We start from the raw sequence: 18,167 nt of genomic DNA, 5'->3' as shown, positions 1-18,167 counted from the left end.
TGTCTCAAAGTTCAAGATATTCGAATCCGTCCAAATCTCTTTTTAGATTCCTTGTGCGGTAACGGCCATCTTTTGAGGACTATTCAATCTTCTGTTCGCTCTCCAAATATTGATTATCGTAATTTACCTTTAGCGGCAAACACTACCTAAACGCCACCTCCCCGATCGTCCTACGCAGCTTGCGGGTGCGCAGGCGAGCCGGGTTCTGTGCCAGATACTCTACAGCACGAACCGCGCACATGACGTGTGCTTTCTTGCTGTTTGAATAAAAAGCCTGTGCCTGGGCGGGTAGTTTGGGCACGGCATGGAGGGGGAGATCGGAAACCGAGAGCAGTGTGCCGTAGGGGATGCGGTAGCGGTAGCCGTTGGCGGCTAGCGTGCAGGATTCCATGTCTACGGCCACGGCGGTGGAGCCGCGCAGCCATTCCCACAGCTCTTGGGGGGTGCGCCATTCCCAGTTGCGGTCCCCGGTACTTAAGACAGTGCCGGTACGCATGAGCGTGTTGTCCTCGCCGTAGATGGCTTCCACGCTGGCCTCTAGTGCTCTTTGCACCTCCGGGACCGCAGGGATGGGCACATCGGCGGGGATGGGGGCGTCGAGAAGCGCATCCTGGCGCTGGTAGGCATTGCCCAGGATGAGGTCGCCGATGCGCATGCGCCCGTCCAGGCCCGCGCAGTGGCCAATCATGATCCAGGCTTCCGGGCGCAGGACGGCCAGGCAGTCGGTGATCGTTTTGGCGTTCGACGGGCCGACGCCGATGTTGATCATGGTGATGCCATCGCCAGCCGGGGTGACCAGGTCGAATCGGGGCATTTGGGTGCGCGAATCGACGTCGATATCCGCCTGCGCAGGCAGCTCATCGTGCGGCCGCAGGCACGTGCCGTTGGGCAATTGCAGGGCGCTGTAGCGCGAGCCCGGCGTGGCCAGCTGCTCCAGCGCGAAGGCCACGAACTCGCGAGTGTGCATGGCGTAGTTGGTAAACAAAATGTACTTTTGCACCGAATCCGGGGCGATGCCCGTGTAATGCTCAATGCGCGCGCACGCGATGTCAAAGCGCTGGGGGCCGAAGTGAAACAGCGGGCGCACGGGGGCGTGGAAGGTAGCCCAATCGGCGTCGATGATCGCATCGTGGACCTCATCGAGCGTCGGGCGCGGCACCGCATCGCCCAAATCGCCGGCCCGGCGCGCCTCCCCCACATCACCCAGGCCCTCGATGTACTCCGGCGGAATGCGGCTGTCCGACGGCCCCACCGAGATCGTGCACGTGTAATTGTTGGCCAGGTGCGTCAGCTGCTCGGTCAAGTAGGCGCGCAGCAGATGCGGCTTAGACAACTCCGCGGCATACGTGCCCGCCTCATCCACGTAGCCAAACGGCTGCGAACGATCGATCGGATGCCAATCATGGATCTCCACCGTCAGGCGCGGGTAGACCACCTGGCGGTAACGCTCATAATCACCCGTGGCGAAAATCTCGCGGGCAGTGGCCGCGGCGTTGTCGTAGAGGTCGCAGAGACTGGCGACCGCCTGGGCGGGGGTCAGGGAATCGTCCCGGTTCTGCGGCGTGCCTGCCTGCGGATTTTTCGTGCCTGAGCTCATGGAACATAAGGGTAGCCCAGGGGAGGCTAGGCGGCAGGGGTGCGCGAGTGTGCGGGTGCGCGGCTGTGCGGCTGTGCGGCTTTCCGCCGGCGGTCTAGCCCGCGTCTGAATCCGCCGCTGGATCCGCGCCTGCGTCAGCGCGTGTGCCCGCAGACCGGTGCGAAGCATCCCCGCCGGTGTCGTGCTGCTCGCGCTGGTAACGCCGCAGCGCCCTGTAGCCCACAAACACCAACAACGCTCCACAAACGAACGAGAGCACGCACTCCAGCACGGGGCGCTGCCGGGAAGTTGCCACGGCGCACGACATGAAGCACAGGAAAGCACCGACGGCCATATACGCTGCGGTGAACTTGTCTCGGTTCATCATTGCATCTCCGTCTGTCTCGGTTGCCGGGGCCGTTGAAGCCTCAGACTAGTGGGGCGCTACCCCGGTTGCTTTCGAACATGTCGTCACCTGCCGCGGAAACTAAATTCTGACCTGCGGAAACGCGGCGGCGAAAAAATCGATGAAGACATTTTCGAATGCGCGCGGCGCTGGGCGGCGCGCGGCGAGTAGTGCGGGGCTGGGCGCGGCGAGCGGCGCCGGGCTGGGCGGCGCGCGAACCGCGCAGCCGGGGGCGTCGATAAGCAAAAAATTAGACAATCCAGCGGTTGACCAGCTCCGAGATCCGGTCCGGGCTGACGGAGCGCGCCCAGTACAGCAGCTTGTCCGGCGCGGAGACTCCGTAGTGGATCTTGCCGCGCTGCCAGGGCCCGCGCGGGGTGACGGCGCTGAACACAGTATCGGCGACCAGCTCCGGGGTGATGTGCACGCCCAGGGTGCGCGTGGACTTGGCCTCCACCTGCGCCAGGCCGGTCTTGGCCCACAGGGGCATGACGTCGACGACGCGGATACCGTCCTTGCGCCACTCCAGGCGCAGGCCCTCCGTGAAGCCTTTGACAAAGAACTTGGTTGCGCTATAGACCAGCACGTCGCGCTGGCCGTAGATCGCAGATGCCGAGCAGATGTTGACCAGCTGGGCGCCCTTGGTGGCGCGCAGGTAGGGGTGGGCGGCGCGCGCACCTAAGGCCACGCCGCGGCAGTTGACATCGATGACCGCGGCGACGGAATGCGGGTCGGCGTGGGCCAGCGGGCCGTCGGTGATGATGCCGGCGTTGTTGTCCAGGGCGGTCAATGTGCCGCCGGTGAAGTCGGCGAATTGGGCCAGGGCGGCGTCCCAGGAATCGGCATCCGTGACGTCGAGGTAGCCCGCGCGCAGGTTCGGGTGGCCGTAATCCACGGGGGCGATATCGTAAGCGCCCACCTTCCAGCCCGCCTGAAGAAAACGCTGCGCGGTAGCAGCCCCAATGCCCTGGGCGGCCCCGGAGATGAAGATGGTGTTCGGCATAGTTGGTCTCCCTCAAACGTCCAAAAAAATACGGCACAGTTCAGCCAGCAACAAGTTAGCTGCCCAAAAGTATCTGCTCAGGTAGAGTACACAGCACCACATCGCCGAAGGAAGAAGCACCCATGACCAACCCGGCAGGCCCAGAAAACTCAGCAGCAGCCGGCGGCGCCGCGGAAAGCGCAGCCGCCGCCCCGGAAGCCGCCCCGGAAGCCGCCCCGGAAAGCCCCGACGCCATCACCGTGACCTCCCCGACCAGCGGCGCGGTCCTGGGCACGGTGCCCGCTCACACCCAGGAAGACACCCAAGCTGCGTTTGCCCGGGCGCGCGCCGCCCAACCCGCCTGGGCTGCGCTGCCCATCAGCCGGCGCCGGGAGATCCTGCTGCGCTACCACGACCTCGTCTTAGACCGCCAAGACGAATTGTTAGACCTCATCCAGGACGAGTCCGGCAAGTCCCGGATGAGCGCGTTCGAGGAGGTCATGGACGTGGCTATTACCGCTCGGCACTGCGCGTATGCCGCAGGTCGGCTGCTGCGGGAACGCTCTGCCGGCATCCGTGGGGCGGCCCTGCCGCTGCTGACCCGCACGCGTATCCAGCGCGAGCCGGTCGGCGTGGTGGGCATCATCGCCCCCTGGAACTACCCGCTGACCCTGGCGGTCTCTGACGGCCTGGCCGCCCTGGCCATGGGCAACACCGCCGTGCTCAAGCCGGACTCCCAGACCCCGCTGACTGCGCTCAAGGCCCTGGACTTGCTCTACGAGGCCGGCGTGCCGCACGACGTGTTCATCCCCGTCACCGGGCGCGGCACAGTGGTGGGCCAGGCAATTGCCCAGCACTGTGACTTCCTCATGTTCACCGGCTCTTCTGCTACCGGTGCGGAATTGGCCGCCACCGCCGGGCGGCGCCTGATTGGTTATTCCGCAGAACTGGGCGGTAAAAACCCGCTGATTATTGCCCCGGATGCGGACCTCGCCCGCGCCGTTCCCGGCGCCATTTCTGCCTGCTTTGCCAACACCGGACAATTGTGCATTTCCATTGAGCGCATCTACGTCCACGCCGAGGTGGCCGCGGAGTTCACCCAGCAGTTCGTCGCCGCCACCAAGGCGCTGCGCATCGGGCCGGGGCGCGAGTGGACCACCGCGGTGGGCTCGCTGATCTCCTCCGAGCACGCCCGGCACGTCGATGAGCTGGTGCGCGACGCCATCGACAGCGGCGCCCGCGTGCTCACCGGGGCCCGCCCCCTGCCGCAGCTCGGCGAAGCCTTCTACGCCCCCACAGTGCTTACCGACGTCCCCGCCACCGCCCGCCTGCACCGCGAGGAGGTCTTCGGCCCCGTGGTCTATATCCAGGCCGTGGCCAGCATCGACGAGGCCATCGCCCACGCCAATGACACCGACTACGGCCTCAACGCCTCCGTCTGGGCCGCCCCGGCCACCGGGCGGGCCATCGCCACGCAGCTCCACGCCGGCACCGTGAACATCAACGAAGGCTTCGCCGCCGCGTGGGCGTCCACCGGCGCGCCCATGGGCGGGTGGAAGCGCTCCGGGCAGGGCCGCCGCCACGGCGACGCCGGGCTGCTCAAATACACCGAAACCCGCACGGTGGCCCAGCAGCGGCTCATGCCGATCACCAACCTCACCGGCACCGGCGCCGCCGCGCAGGCGCGCACCATGACCAGCCTGCTCAAGGCGGGCAAGCGGATCCTGCGCTGAGGCCGCGCGCAGCCGGAGCAACAGGCCGCACCAGGCCACCCCGCCCGCGCCGCCCACAGGCAGCACCCCGGGGCCAAACGGCGCCCGCCCACCCGCCAAACGGCGACGGGCGCGCGGTAGCGGGGGGACGCGGGGGCGTCGATAAGCAGCTAGTGTGTTGCAGATCACAATAGGGCACTGCCTGCGCTTCTGCCGCAGGTGAGGGGGCATAAGCCGCGGCGAAGTGCACACCAACCGTGGGGAAGGCCAATAATACAAACCATGACACAGCCCACCGAGACCCCCTCGCGCGAGCGCACCTTCTTAGGCCAACCCTGGGGGCTAGCCAACCTCTTTGGCGTAGAGATGTGGGAGCGCTTCAGCTTCTACGGCATGCAGTCCCTGCTCGCCTTCTACCTCTACTACTCCGTCGGCGAAGGCGGACTAGGCGTCAACGAAGGCACCGCGCTAGCCATCGTCGGCGCCTACGGCGGCTTCGTCTACATGATGGCCCTGGTCGCCAGCTTCATCTCCGACCGCATCCTCGGCCCCGAACGCACCCTGTTCTACTCCGCCATCCTGGTCATGGTCGGCCACATCGCCCTGGCGCTGCTGCCCGGCTTCTTTGGCCTGACCCTGGGCCTGGTGTGCGTGGGCCTGGGCTCCGGCGGCGTCAAAACCGCAGCCCAGGTGGTCCTGGGCGACCTGTACACCCGCGAGGACCCCAAGCGCGACTCCGGCTTCTCCATCTTCTACATGGCCGTCAACATTGGCGCCCTGTTCGGCCCCCTGCTCACCGGCTGGGCGTGGGGCTTTGAAAACTTCCACCGCGGCTTTGGTCTAGCCGCCATCGGCATGGCGCTCGGCCTGACGCAATACGTGCTCATGCGCAAGACCACCATCGGCGTCGCGGGCGCAACCGTGCCGTCCCCGCTGCCCCGCAGCCACTACATGGCCTGGATCATCGGCGCCCTGGCGATCATCGCCGTCGCCGTCGGCGTGCTCACCTCCGGCATCCTGCCGCTGGACAAGCTGCCCTGGGTGATGACGCTCATCGCACTCGCCGTGTCCATCGTCATGATCTACCAGATGTGCACCTCCGAGCTGACCAGCGCCGTCGAACGCTCCCGCGTCCTCGGCTTCATCCCGCTCATGGTCGGCTGCGTCCTCTTCTTTGCCATCTTCCAATCCCAGTTCACCGTCCTGGCGCTCTACACCGACAAGCGCGTCAACCTGGACATCAACCTGGGATTCGTCGAAGGCACCCTGAGCCCCAACTTCATCCAATCCATCAACCCGCTGTTCATTGTCATCTTCTCCGGCATCTTCGCCGCCGCATGGACCAAGCTTGCCGAACGCCAATGGTCCAGCCCCGTCAAATTCGCCGTCGCCATGTGCATCATCGGCGCCTCCCTGTTCCTGTTCCTCCCCTACGTCGGCGGCGGCCCCAAGTCCACCCCGCTGCTGATGATGGTGCTGCTGCTCTTCCTGTTCACCATGGGCGAACTGTTACTCTCCCCGATCGGCAACTCGCTGGCCACCAAGGTCGCCCCCGAAGCATTCAAATCCCGCATGTTCGCAGCCTGGCTCATGGGCGTGTCCATGGGCAGCTCCCTGTCCGGCATCCTCGGCGGCAAATACGAGGCCGCCATGACCGCCGGCGCCGCCGCCGAACGGACGTTCTTCCTCACCACCGGCATCGGGGCGATCGTCCTCGGCCTGATCATCTTCGCCGCCCGCGGCTGGGTGCTCAAGAAGTTCGTCGACGTGCGCTAGCACTGCTTATCGACGCCGCGGCGGTGCGGCGGTTGTTCCCGCGCGGCGGCGGTGCGGCGGCGGCGCCGCATTCGAAAATGTCTTCATCGATTTTTTCGCCGCCGCATTTGCGCAGGTCAGAATTTAGTTTCCGCGGCAGGTTACGACATGTTCGAATAGTCGCAACCGCAGAGTCGCCTGTCGCATACTTAACGACGCCCCGCCTCCCGCACACGCCGCCCCAGAGCACCGCACGCAGCGTCACGCACAGCACCGCAGACATTAGGTCATCTGATGTCTTCACGGATTTTCCCGGTCCGGCATTTCCGCAGGTCAGAATTTAGTTTCCGCGGCAGGTTACGACATGTTCGAATAGTCGCAACCGCAGAGTCTCCCGCTTCCTACATTACGACGCCTCGCCTACCGCACACGCCGACCCGGAGCACCGCACGCAGCGTCACGCACAGCACCGCAGATATTAGGTCGTCTGATGTCTTCACGGATTTTCCCGGTCCGGCGTTTCCGCAGGTCAGAAATTAGTTTCCGCGGCAGGTTACGACATGTTCGAATGCAACGCTGCTCGCGCGGCGTGCGGCGGCAGCGCGGCGGCGGACTTTAGCCTCCTAGACCACCGCGGCGGCGTAGGCTGCCTGGGCGAGGTGCTCGAGGGCGTCGACAAGCACAGAAACAATGCGCACCCCGCGGCTGACCGGCGGATCCCAGCTGTCGTCGATGATTTCTTCCCACTGCTGCGGGCTCAAACCCCGCGCATACTCCCCCAGCGCCTCCGCACAGGCGCGGATGTAGTCCGCCGCCACCTGCTGGTCGCTGGCCTGCGCAAACACGATCTGCGCGGCCTGCTCCGGGGTGTGGCCGTAGCCCATCGAATCGCCAAGCTCCCCCAGGTCCATGCGCTCCCGGAAACCCCGGGCGGTCCAGATCTCCTCCCCACCGGTCAGCTCCGCGGTCTGCATATCCAGCTCGCGGCCCGTGTGCCACAACAGCCAGGCAATCGAATTGGCGTGACCCGCCGGGTGCGCGCCCAACTGCTCCAGGCTCAAAGCCGGCAGGGCGTCCAGGCTCGCGGCGGGGCGGGAAGCAAGATCCTCAATCAGCGAAGCGAACATGACCCAAGGCTATACCCTGGGGCACATGTACGAAGAGACCGTAGAACTGCTCCGCGAGATGATCCGCAACGCGTGCGTCAACGACTTCACCCCCGGCTCCGGGCAAGAGGTACGCAACGCGCAGACCCTGGAGCGCTTCTTTGCCGGCACCGGCGTGGAGGTGCAGCGCTTCGAGCCGGAGCCCGGGCGGGTGTCGGTAGCGTTCACGGTGCGCGGTTCTGGGGGCTCTGATGCCGCTGGCGGCGCCGGCGATGGCGGCTCCGGCGCTTCCGGCGCCGAGCCGCTGACTCTGCTCGGCCACACCGACGTGGTCCCCGTCGACGTCGATAAGTGGACCCACGACCCGTTTGCCGCAGAGATCACCCCCGAGGGCATCCTCTACGGGCGCGGCGCGATAGACATGCTCTTTATCACCGCCACCATGGCCGCGGTGACTCGCCAGGCCGCCCGGCGCGCCCAGGCCGGCACCCCGCCGAAGGCGGACCTGACCTTCGTGGCCTGCGCCGACGAGGAGGCCCGCGGCGGCCTGGGGGCGCGCTGGCTGGCAGAACACCACCCGGACGCGTTCTCCTGGCGCAACTGTCTGTCAGAGACTGGCGGCTCCCATCTGCCTACCGCCGACGGCTCGGATGCCATAGTCATCTACACCGGCGAGAAGGGCGCGGCGCAGCGCCGCTTGCACGTCACCGGGGACGCCGGGCATGGTTCTGCACCCTATGGGCGCGAGTCTGCCATCGCGCTGATTGGGCAGGTCGCGCAGGCTATTGCGGCGTGCCAGTCCCCGGTCGCCGACTCAGATGTGTGGCACGGTTTTGTTAACGCCTTCGGGCTTGCCCCGCAGGCTGCCGACGCCGCGCGCACCGGGCAGGACTACACGACGCTGGGCACGCTGGCGCCCTACGCGCACGCCGCCTCCCACACCACCATCGCGCAGACCGTGCTGCGCGCCGGCGGGCCCATCAACGTGCTGCCCTCGCACGCCTACCTCGAGATGGACATCCGGCCGCTGCCAGGCGTGACCCAAGACGACGTGGATGACATGCTGCGCGATGCCCTGGGCCCCCTGGCCGACGCGGTGCGCATCGAGCGCCTGATCAGCGAACCCGCCACCGAATCCCCCGCATCCGGGCCCCTGTGGGAGGCCATGTCGAGCGCGATCAAGGAGCACTTCCCCGACGCCGCGATCGTGCCCGTCCACGCCACCGGCGGGTCTGACCTGCGCTTTGCCCGCCGCCTCGGCGGGGTGGGCTACGGCTTTGCCCTGCACGAGCGCGCCCGCGATCTGGCGCAGGTCAACGCCGAGCTGCACTCGCATGATGAAAAGCTCTACCTGGCCGACCTGAAGCTGACCCTCAAGGCCTACCAGTCGGTGGTGGAGAAGATGGTGTACTAGCTTTGGGCACGCCCGTGATGCTGTCGGCCACACTGCCGTGGCGCGAGCAGGTGGCCTCCCAGCCGTACGGGTTGATCTTGACCACCAGCTTGCGGCCGCAGTGCTGGCAGAACCGGGGCACGTCCAGGCCGGCGACGGCGGCGGGGTGCAGGGGACGTGCGGCGGGGGCGTCGGAAAGCGAAGAAGACGAAGCCAGCGAAGCCAGCTCCGCGCCGGTGAAGGGGTCAAAGCGCACCGGGCTCATTAGACCACCTTGCTCAGCGCCTGGATGGGCAGATGCAGGCGGCCCAGCATGTCAATGTCCGTTTCCATCGGCCGGCCCAGGGTGGTCAGGTAATTGCCCACGATCAGGGCGTTAATGCCGCCGAGCAGGCCCTTTTCCGCACCCTCCGGGCCCAGGGCCAACTCGCGCCCGCCCGCGTAGCGGATGACGGCGCGCGGCATGGCCAGCCGGGCGGCAGCAATGGCGCGCAGGGCCTCCGGGGGCTGGATGACCGGCCGGTGCGCAAAAGGCGTGCCGGGGCGCGGGTCCAGGAAATTCAGCGGCACCTCCTCCGGGGCGAGCTGCGCGAGCTGAGCCACAAACTCCGCGCGCTGGGCAATGGTCTCCCCCATGCCGATGATCCCGCCGCAGCACACCTCCATGCCCGCCCGGCGCACCCGCTCCAAAGTAGCCACGCGGTCCTCCCACGCGTGGGTGGTCACCACCTGGGGAAAGAACGAGCGAGCGGTTTCAATGTTGTGGTTATAGCGGTGCGCGCCGGCCTCCTTGAGCCGGTCCGCCTGCTCCTGGGTGAGGATGCCGATGGACACCGAGACGTTAATGTCTACCTCCCTCTCGATGACCCCGATCGCCTCAATGACCTGGCGCATCAGCGCCTCATTGGGGCCCTTGACCGCGGCGACAATGCAAAACTCCGTCGCCCCCGTCTTCGCGGTGTGTTTGGCGGCCTCAACCAGCTCATCGATATCCAGGCGCACCGCCCGCACCGGCGACTCAAACAATCCCGACTGGGAACAAAAATGACAATCCTCGGGGCACCCGCCAGTCTTCAGCGAAATAATGCCCTCTACCTCCACCATGTCGCCACACCAGCGCAGCCGCACCTGGTGGGCCAGGTCGAGGGCCTGGGCTACTTCTTGTTCGGGCAGCTCCAGAATTGCCTGGATATCTGCTTGGTTAATGCCTATGCCCTGGTCCAGGGCGTGCGTGCGGGCGCGGTCCAATACGGCGTTCATGGGGTGTTCCTCTCCGGAGTGTGTAAGGAAACGTCCTTGGTCGCCTCTTAACTTAGCGCGCCGCCTTGAACGGTGTTCAGTGATTGACGAACAGAAGTTACCCGCAGGCGGATGCTCACATGCGGGAGGAGGGGGCGTCGACAAGCAAAAAACCGGGCGCACACCCCCACGCGCCCGGTCTGACCTGCAAAAACCTACTTACCCAGCTTCGCCTTCAGCTTATCGCCCAGCGACTTCTTCTTCCCCGGCAAGAAGAACAACGCAGCAGCAATCGCGGCCATAAAACCATCCTTAGCCAGCGGCGTCCCCTCCTGCGAAGGCCGAATACCATCATCCTGAGTCATCGCCGGATTACCGAAATACATGCTCAACATCCCAGCACTGAACGCCCCCAACGCCGCACCCGCCAACTTATTAGGCACCACCGGGCACAACAACGCCGAACCAATACCAATTTCGCTGTACGTGATGAACGCGCCAAAATCCTCCGGATCCAACTCGCCCAGCTTCGGGATACCCGTCGCCGCCATCTCCTGCAGCCCCTTATAGCCCTCCACGTCCATACCGCGCTTCCCCAGGCCAGACTGCAAAATGAACGCGCCGGTAAAACCGCGCAACAGTATCGAAGGAATGTTCATGGGAATCCTCTTTTCCGTACGTGTGCAGAAACAGAGCACGCGAAGCCGGATTTCGCGCACCTCACCACATAGCCTAACCCTGTCCGCGCCATGACGGCGTGCGGCGGCTGCTTCTGGCTGCGCGTAGCCGCCGGTGGCCGCTGGTGGCCGCCGGGTTGGCGCGTAGCCGCCTGCCTGCGAGCGGCAGATGTCTTCATCGATTTTCCGGCGCCGGCGTTTCCGCAGGTCAGAATTTAGTTTCCGCGGCAGGTTACGACATGTTCGAATAACTGGCGCTGCGCGGAGGCGGTTGTACTGGGTTTTCGCTTCTCGACGCCGCCCCGGGGCACCGCGCTGCGCGTAACGTGCGGCACCGCAGTCATGCGGTCGTCTGATGTCTTCATCGATTTTTCGGCTCCGGCGTTTCCGCAGGTCAGAATTTACTTGCCGCGGCAGGTTACGACATGTTCGAATGGCCACCGCCGCACCGCTTGCCATCAGCTACATAAAGTAGCGCGACGCGTGAGCCGCGCACCCCGGATTGAAGCCATGCCCGCACGCCGGGCACTGCGTGACGCACTGATACTGCGCCGCCTCCATCGTGAAACCGCAAGCCCCGCACAGCACCGCGGCCACCCCGCGCACCGGCGCGCGGCCAAACCGATGGTTGGCCAACTCCTCGTGACACGCGTGGCACGCCCAAAACTGTTGGCACGTCACACACCACAGCGCCACCACATCGACCTCGCGGTGATAATGCGCGCACCGACCCTGCGCGTCCACCCCCACCCCACGGATGCGCGGCCGGCCCGTAACTTCCATGACACTTAAGCGTAGCGCCGCCGCCGACCGGCAGATGTCTTCATCGTTTTTTCGGCCGCCGCGTTTCCGCAGGTCAGAATTTACTTTCCGCGGCAGCTTACGACATGTTCGAATACCCGCCGCCGCAGTGTCGCCAAACCCAGGCTTAACGACGCCCCGCCTCCCGCACGCAGTCACGCACGGCCGCACGCGCGCAGACAGCACGCAAACAAAAAACCAGGACCAGCTTCCTACACGAGGAGACTGATCCTGGTTCAAACTGTGGGCGAAGGGGGACTTGAACCCCCACGTCCGTAAAGGACACTGGCACCTGAAGCCAGCGCGTCTGCCAATTCCGCCACTCGCCCAAACAAGTGGCCGCGCTTGCGACTCCCCAGAATTTATACCACCGCGCTGCGAAGTACAAATCGCAAGGTCACGCGCATAAGCGACGACAGCCAGTGCACGTCCTGTAGGTGGGTAGCGCACCCCTCTATACTGGGGTGCACGTGTGGTTTCGTTGCCGTGGAGCGATTAGACTCGCATAATTCCGCATCCCCGAAACCGCGGCGCGGCAACGCGAGAGCAACGCTGCAACGCTAGAGCGCAGCAGTGCAGCAGCACAGCACCGCTCAAGCAGCGCAGCAACGCGAGCGCTCCAGCAGCCCAGCAGAGCTGCAACGCTCCAGCTGCGCAGGCGTCGTGGTGTGTCGGGTCTGTTGGTGCAAGATTGGTCGAGGTGTTGTGGAAAGGAGGTTGCCGATGTCTCTACTGGGCAATCTGGCCAAGATGGATAGTGCGCTCCAGCGTGGCCTTGACAACAGCTTTGCCTTGGTTTTCGGTGGCCGCCTGGTCCCGGCGGAGATCGAGGAGCTGCTCAAGCAGGAGATCGAGGACAATCTGGAGTTTCCTCGTGGGCGCCCGGAGGCGCCCAATGTCTTTGAGGTGGGGGTTAGCGGTAAGGATTTGGAGAACTTGTCGCAGACCAACGCCTACCTGGCCCAGGATTTTGCTGACCAGATGACGCGGTTTTGTCGTAACCATGGGTGGGCGTTGCCCGGCCCGGTGGTGGTGCGCATTGCTGAGGAGTCTGGGCTGCGGACGGGCCAGTTGCGGGTGTCGTCGTATCAGGACGCGGACCCGCAGTTAGATAGCGGTTTTGATGCCATCGCGGCGTATCCGCCGCGGGAGGCGAATGCACCGGCAGCTAGCAACGCCACGTCCGGCCGTGATGAAGGTGGAGAGATGAATTCCTACGACCCCTATCAGCATGACTCTGCTCGCACGGAGTTTTTTGAGTCCCCGTCGCGGGGGCAGTCCAATACTGGTTCGCTAGGCCGGCGCCCTCCGGCGCCGGTGTCTCCGACGGTCAGCCTTTTGCTCCAGGATGGCTCGTCGCGCACGTACCTCGTTCAGGAGGGCTCCAACATCATCGGCAGGTCTAATGACGCCGATTTCCGGCTCCCGGATACTGGGGTGTCTCGTCAGCATGCTGAGGTGTCCTGGGATGGCCAAGACGCGGTGCTCACGGACCTACAGTCCACGAATGGCACCACGGTTAATGACACCCCGGTGGACAACTGGCTGCTTGCTGATGGCGACGTCATCACTATCGGCCACTCTCACATCGAGGTCCGCATAGTCTGGCCCCAGGGCGCGTAGCCTGTCAGACGATTCTTTAGGAGCATCATGGACTCACTGGCCCTCACGGGTTTCCGCATCGGCGTATTAGTGCTGCTGTGGCTGTTCATCCTGGTTGCCCTGCGCTCGATGGGGCGCGATACCAACGCGGCGTCCGGGTTCGGTGGCGGGCAGCGGCGCGCCCGCAACGGGGCCAGCGACGGCGCCGCCCATACGCGTAAGGCACCTGCACGCCAGATCACCATCGTCGAGGGCCCGCTCCAGGGCTCGTACATGGATATTTCCACGATCGGGGAAGTGGTCATGGGCCGCAGCCCGGACTGTGATTTTGTGCTGGGCGATGACTTTGCGTCCGGCCGCCACGCCCGGCTGTTCCGGCGCGGTTCTGATTGGTTTGTTGAAGACTTGGACTCCCGCAACGGAACGTTCGTCGCGGGCACCCGGATTGATCAGCCTGAGCGCGTGGCGACGGGGACGTCGATACGCGTTGGGCGCACGACTGTGAGGCTGGTTCCGTGACCGCACACCTGAAGCTCAATTACACCGTCGCCTCTGACCGTGGCCTGGTGCGCGGCAACAATGAGGACTCCGCCTACGCGGGCCCGCACCTGCTGGCCCTGGCGGACGGCATGGGTGGGCACGCCGCGGGTGAGGTCGCCTCCCAGATCATGATCACCCACCTAGAAAAGCTCGACGCGGACCCCGGCGACAATGATGTCTTGGCGCTGCTCGCAGCGGTTGCCGACGACGCCAATGCCGCCATCGCCGAAGAAATCACCCGCCGCCCCGAAACCCAGGGCATGGGCACCACCCTGACTGCGCTGGCCTTCGACGGCCACGAATTTGGGCTGTGCCACGTCGGCGATTCCCGCGGCTACCGGCTGCGCGACGGTGAGCTGACCCAGATCACCATCGACGACACCTACGTGCAATCGCTCGTCGCCGAGGGCCGCCTCAACCCGGAGGACGTGTCCACGCACCCGCAGCGCTCGCTGATCCTCAAGGCCTACACCGGCCGCCCCGTCGAACCGACCCTGACCACCCTGGATGCCCGTGTCGGCGACCGCATCCTGCTGTGCTCCGACGGCCTGTCTGACCCCGTCACCCACTCCACCATCGAAGACACCCTCGGCCAGGGCAGCCCCGACGACGCCGCCGCGCGGCTCATCGAACTGGCCCTGCGCTCCGGCGGCCCGGACAACGTCACCGTCGTGGTCGCCGAAGTCGTCGACGAGGATTCGCTTTCCGACGCCGCCCGCGCCGCCCTGCCCACCGTCCCCGCCACCGCAGGGGCCCTCCAAGGCGAGCAAGCCGAAGCCACCCACCCCGACACCGCCGCCGGGCGCGCCGCAGCGCTGCGCCAGGCCCGCGCAGCCGGTGCTGGTGCTGCCGGGGCTGCCGGGGCGGGGCCTGCGGGGCCAGGGCCTGCCGGCGCGAACCCGCAGGCCGACGCCGACGCGGAGTCAGCAGCCGCGGCAGACTCGCGCGGGTCCTCCCGCCGCTCCGGCCTGCGCTGGGGCGCCCTGATCACCACCCTCGTGCTGGCCATCGCCGCCATCGGCGGCGGCTGGTGGGTCTTTAGCACCGCCAACCACACCTACTTCCTGGCCACCGACGACCACCACGACCTGGTGGTCCACCACGGGCTGAATTACACCGTCTTTGGCCACGACCTCCACAGCCCCTACCAAGTAGCCTGCCTGAGCAAAGACGCCGCCATTCAGATGGCCGACGTCAACCACGCGAACTGCCACCCCTTTAGCATCAACGACCTGCCGGAATCCGTCCGCGACTCCGCGGAGTCTATGCCCGCAGCCAGCTACGACGAAGTAACAAGCCAGCTGCGCCGCCTCGCCGACCAGGCCCTGCCCGTCTGCGTCACCCGCACCGGCGAAACCCCAGAGGAACACGCCAAGGATGCCGCCAAGAACGCCCCCACAGACCCGGCGAAGGAAGCCAAGGACGCCGCCAAGGATGCGGCCGATTCCCAGCGCGCCAAACCCGGAGTCAATTGCCGGGAGGTGAAATAGATGGCGCTGCTGTCCCGCAAACGCGAGATGGGCCTGCTCATCCTGGCAACGCTCATCGTCGCCGCCCTGCTGGCCAACCTGGAGCTGGCCCAAGGCAACGCCCTGGGCAAGGAGATCGCCTGGATCATCGGCGGGTTTATTCTCATCTTCTCCATCGCACACATCGCCCTGTGCTTCCTGGCGCCCCACGCCGACCAGCTGCTGCTGCCCATTACCGCCACCCTCAACGGCATCGGGCTGGTGATCATCTACCGGCTGGACCTTGAAGGCGGAACCAACATGGCCAAGCGGCAGGTGATGTGGACCGTGGTGGGCATCATCCTGCTCATCTCGGTGCTGGCCATCGTGCGCGAGCACCGCAGCCTGACCCGCTACTCCTACCTGCTGGGCCTGCTGGGCCTGGGCCTGCTCATCCTGCCGCTGTTCTTCTGGTTCTCCCCCGCCAATGAGGAAGCCCGAATCTGGGTCAGCCTGGGGCCGCTGAGCGTGCAGCCCGGCGAGTTCTCCAAGATCCTGCTGCTGCTCTTCTTCGCCCAACTGTTGGTGAACAAGCGCGCCCTGTTTACCGTGGCCGGCTACCGCTTCATGGGCCTGGATTTTCCGCGCCTGCGCGACCTCGCGCCGATCCTGGCCGTGTGGGGCATTGCCATCCTCATCATGGCCGGGTCCAATGACTTCGGCCCCGCCCTGCTGCTGTTTACCACCGTGCTGGGCATGCTCTACTTTGCCACCGGGCGGGCCTCCTGGCTGCTCATTGGCACCGTCCTGGTGGCGGTGGGCGGCACCGCCGTCTACACCATCTCCACCAAGATTCAGGCCCGCGTGGCCAACTTCCTTGACCCCATTGGCAACTATGACGGCAGCGGCCTGCAATTGTCCCAGGCCCTGTTTGGCATGTCCTTCGGCGGCATCACCGGCACCGGGATTGGCAAGGGCTACCCCTACATCATTCCCGTGGTGCACTCGGACTTCATCCTCGCCGCCGTGGGTGAGGAGCTGGGGCTCATCGGCCTGAGCGCCGTGGTGCTGCTCTTCGCCCTGTTTGTCACCCGCGGCCTGCGCGTGGCCATGGAGGTGCGCGACTCCTACGGCAAGCTCGCCGCCGCCGGGTTGTCCCTGACGCTGGCTGTTCAGGTCTTTGTGGTCATCGCCGGCATCTCGGCCCTCATGCCCATGACCGGCCTGACCACCCCATTTATGTCCCAGGGCGGGTCCTCGCTCATGGCCAACTACGTGCTGTTGGGCATCCTGCTGCGCATTTCCCACTCCGCGCGCACCCCGCAAACCCCGCCGCCGGGAGCCACCGACGGCTCCGGCCAGTCCGCCTTGAATCCCGGAGTGTCTGACGATCCCTCCGGGACCGGACTGTTCCCCCAAGTCACCGCGGAACCCCCGGCTGGAAGGACGGTGCGACGCTCATGAACCGCGCCCTGCGATTCACCTCCATCTTTGCGCTGCTGATGATCCTGGTGCTGCTGATCAACCTCACCATCATCCAGGCATTCTCCCAAGACAAGTACGCCCACAACGCGCTCAACCGGCGCAACTTCTACGAGGCCAAGGCCATCCCCCGCGGCCAGATCTCTGCCGGCGGGCAGGTCCTGGCCAGCTCGCATCCGGACGATAACGGCTACTACCAGCGCAGCTATGACAACTCCCCGGTGGCATTCAGCCACGTGCTGGGTTACCTGTCCGACGTCTACGGCGCCGCCGGCATCGAATCCAGCTACAACGGCGTGCTCAACGGCACCGAGGTCGGCGCCAGCCAGTTCTTCGACCACCTCATCGACAGCAAGCCCAAGGGCAATAACGTCGAGCTGACCCTCATCCCCCAGGTCCAGGAGCTGGCTTATCATCAGCTTGCCGACGCCGGCTACGAAGGCTCGGTCGTCGCCCTGCGGCCCTCCACGGGGGAGATCCTGGCCATGGCGTCCACCCCCTCCTACGACCCCAACTCCATAGTCAACCAAGACACCGCCGAGAACGCCTGGGCGGAGCTGACCACCTCCGACGGCGACCCCCTGCTCAACCACGCCGCCCAGGAGTCCCTGCCGCCCGGATCCATCTTCAAGATCATCACCACCGCCGCCGGACTGGAAGCCGGATACAACGCCAACTCCCAGCTCACCGGCGCACCGGAAATCACCCTGCCCGGCACCACCCAAACACTGACCAACTATGCCGGGCAGCCCTGCGGCAAAGGCGGGCCCGTCACCCTGGCCACCGCCTTCGCCCTGTCCTGCAACACCGCCTTCGTGGAAATGGGCCTGGACTTAGGTGCCGATAAGCTGCGCCACGCCGCCGACGCCTTTGGCATCGGAGAAAGCTACGACCTCGGCGTGACCACCACCCCCGGCACCCTCGGCGACCTGGCGGACCAGGGCGCGTTGGGCCAGTCCTCCATCGGGCAGCGCGACGTGACCATGACCGCCCTGCAAGCCGCTCTCATGGCCGGGGTGATCTCCAACGGCGGCACCCGCATGGAACCCCACCTGGTCTCCCGGGTAACCAGCCCCGACCTCAAGGAGGTCTCCAAGGTCAAGCCCAAGGAGCTCAACCAGGCGGTCACCCCGGAGATCGCCGCACAGATTAAGGAACTCATGCGCGGATCCGAACGCTCCACCTCCGGATACGCGGGGCAAGACATCGCCTCAAAGACCGGCACGGCCGAACACGGCGGTGCCGGAACCCCGCCGCATACGTGGTACGTTGCCTTCGCCCCTCAAGACGGCGCAGACGTCGCCGTCGGCGTGGTAGTCAAAAACGGCGGATCGCTCGGCGCCTCCGCCACCGGCGGCAAAGTCGCCTCCCCCATCGGACGAGCCGTCCTCAACGCGGCCCTGCAGGCAGCCAGGTAGGTAAAGGAGAACACCGATGACTGAGAACAA

At 65.6% G+C, this 18,167-nt stretch carries 15 protein-coding genes and 1 tRNA gene; 8 read left to right on the top strand and 8 right to left on the bottom strand.

Annotated elements, in window-relative coordinates:
* Positions 1-142: 142 nt before the first annotated feature.
* Positions 143-1,597, bottom strand: coding sequence for an AMP nucleosidase (gene amn / locus LH390_RS00235; RefSeq protein ID WP_227281150.1), 1,455 nt, complete (start codon positions 1,595-1,597; stop codon positions 143-145).
* 635 nt (positions 1,598-2,232) lie between these two features.
* Positions 2,233-2,985 carry an SDR family oxidoreductase gene (locus tag LH390_RS00230; RefSeq protein ID WP_227281151.1) on the bottom strand — a complete coding sequence of 251 codons (753 nt, stop codon included), beginning with the start codon at positions 2,983-2,985 and terminating at the stop codon, positions 2,233-2,235.
* Between the two features lie 122 nt (positions 2,986-3,107).
* Between LH390_RS00230 and LH390_RS00225 the strand changes: the two genes are divergently transcribed.
* Both LH390_RS00225 and LH390_RS00220 read left to right on the top strand, forming a co-directional pair.
* On the top strand, positions 3,108-4,697 hold the full coding sequence (locus LH390_RS00225) for a succinic semialdehyde dehydrogenase (protein ID WP_227281152.1): 1,590 nt from the start codon (positions 3,108-3,110) through the stop codon (positions 4,695-4,697).
* Positions 4,698-4,958: 261 nt separating this feature from the next.
* A complete protein-coding gene (locus tag LH390_RS00220; RefSeq protein ID WP_227324323.1) occupies positions 4,959-6,452 on the top strand; it encodes a peptide MFS transporter in 1,494 nt (497 codons plus the stop codon).
* Between the two features lie 602 nt (positions 6,453-7,054).
* Here the strand turns inward: LH390_RS00220 and LH390_RS00215 are convergent.
* Positions 7,055-7,558 (bottom strand): DinB family protein, encoded by a 504-nt coding sequence (locus LH390_RS00215; RefSeq protein WP_227281153.1) that lies wholly within the window; start codon positions 7,556-7,558, stop codon positions 7,055-7,057.
* Positions 7,559-7,583: 25 nt separating this feature from the next.
* On the opposite strand from LH390_RS00215, the gene LH390_RS00210 reads away from it, so the two are divergent.
* Positions 7,584-8,951, top strand: a complete 1,368-nt coding sequence (locus LH390_RS00210; protein ID WP_227281154.1) for a M20/M25/M40 family metallo-hydrolase — start codon at positions 7,584-7,586, stop codon at positions 8,949-8,951.
* On the opposite strand, the gene bsaP is transcribed toward LH390_RS00210, so the two are convergent.
* The 5 genes from bsaP to LH390_RS00185 form a co-directional block, all read right to left on the bottom strand.
* The gene (gene bsaP, locus LH390_RS00205) at positions 8,911-9,195 is read right to left on the bottom strand and encodes a biotin synthase auxiliary protein BsaP (protein ID WP_227281155.1); all 285 of its coding nucleotides are present in this window, start codon (positions 9,193-9,195) and stop codon (positions 8,911-8,913) included. The genes LH390_RS00210 and bsaP overlap by 41 nt on opposite strands.
* The gene (gene bioB, locus LH390_RS00200; protein WP_227281156.1) at positions 9,195-10,190 is read right to left on the bottom strand and encodes a biotin synthase BioB; all 996 of its coding nucleotides are present in this window, start codon (positions 10,188-10,190) and stop codon (positions 9,195-9,197) included. The genes bsaP and bioB overlap by 1 nt, the downstream gene beginning before the upstream one ends.
* A 194-nt stretch (positions 10,191-10,384) precedes the next feature.
* Complete coding sequence (locus LH390_RS00195; protein ID WP_227281157.1) at positions 10,385-10,828, bottom strand: hypothetical protein; 444 nt, start codon at positions 10,826-10,828, stop codon at positions 10,385-10,387.
* Between the two features lie 480 nt (positions 10,829-11,308).
* Positions 11,309-11,629, bottom strand: coding sequence for a CHY zinc finger protein (locus tag LH390_RS00190; protein WP_227281158.1), 321 nt, complete (start codon positions 11,627-11,629; stop codon positions 11,309-11,311).
* Between the two features lie 262 nt (positions 11,630-11,891).
* Positions 11,892-11,976, bottom strand: a tRNA-Leu gene (locus tag LH390_RS00185).
* Between the two features lie 394 nt (positions 11,977-12,370).
* On the opposite strand from LH390_RS00185, the gene LH390_RS00180 reads away from it, so the two are divergent.
* The 5 genes from LH390_RS00180 to LH390_RS00160 are packed head-to-tail and all read left to right on the top strand — an operon-like array spanning position 12,371 to position 18,137.
* A complete protein-coding gene (locus tag LH390_RS00180; RefSeq protein WP_227281159.1) occupies positions 12,371-13,270 on the top strand; it encodes an FHA domain-containing protein in 900 nt (299 codons plus the stop codon).
* A gap of 27 nt (positions 13,271-13,297) precedes the next feature.
* Positions 13,298-13,768, top strand: coding sequence for an FHA domain-containing protein FhaB/FipA (locus tag LH390_RS00175; RefSeq protein WP_227281160.1), 471 nt, complete (start codon positions 13,298-13,300; stop codon positions 13,766-13,768).
* Positions 13,765-15,279, top strand: a complete 1,515-nt coding sequence (locus LH390_RS00170) for a PP2C family protein-serine/threonine phosphatase (protein WP_227281161.1) — start codon at positions 13,765-13,767, stop codon at positions 15,277-15,279. The genes LH390_RS00175 and LH390_RS00170 overlap by 4 nt, the downstream gene beginning before the upstream one ends.
* Positions 15,280-16,701: an FtsW/RodA/SpoVE family cell cycle protein gene (locus tag LH390_RS00165; protein WP_227281162.1), complete on the top strand. Its 1,422-nt coding sequence runs from the start codon at positions 15,280-15,282 to the stop codon at positions 16,699-16,701.
* The gene (locus tag LH390_RS00160; protein WP_227281163.1) at positions 16,698-18,137 is read left to right on the top strand and encodes a peptidoglycan D,D-transpeptidase FtsI family protein; all 1,440 of its coding nucleotides are present in this window, start codon (positions 16,698-16,700) and stop codon (positions 18,135-18,137) included. Before LH390_RS00165 ends, LH390_RS00160 begins: the two co-directional genes overlap by 4 nt.
* Positions 18,138-18,167: the final 30 nt, after the last annotated feature.

This window comes from Corynebacterium uberis (assembly GCF_020616335.1).
In the GTDB taxonomy this organism is placed as follows: Bacteria; Actinomycetota; Actinomycetes; order Mycobacteriales; family Mycobacteriaceae; genus Corynebacterium; species Corynebacterium uberis.
Note: the sequence above shows the minus strand (reverse complement) of the source record. Positions and strands in the feature narration are given on the sequence as shown.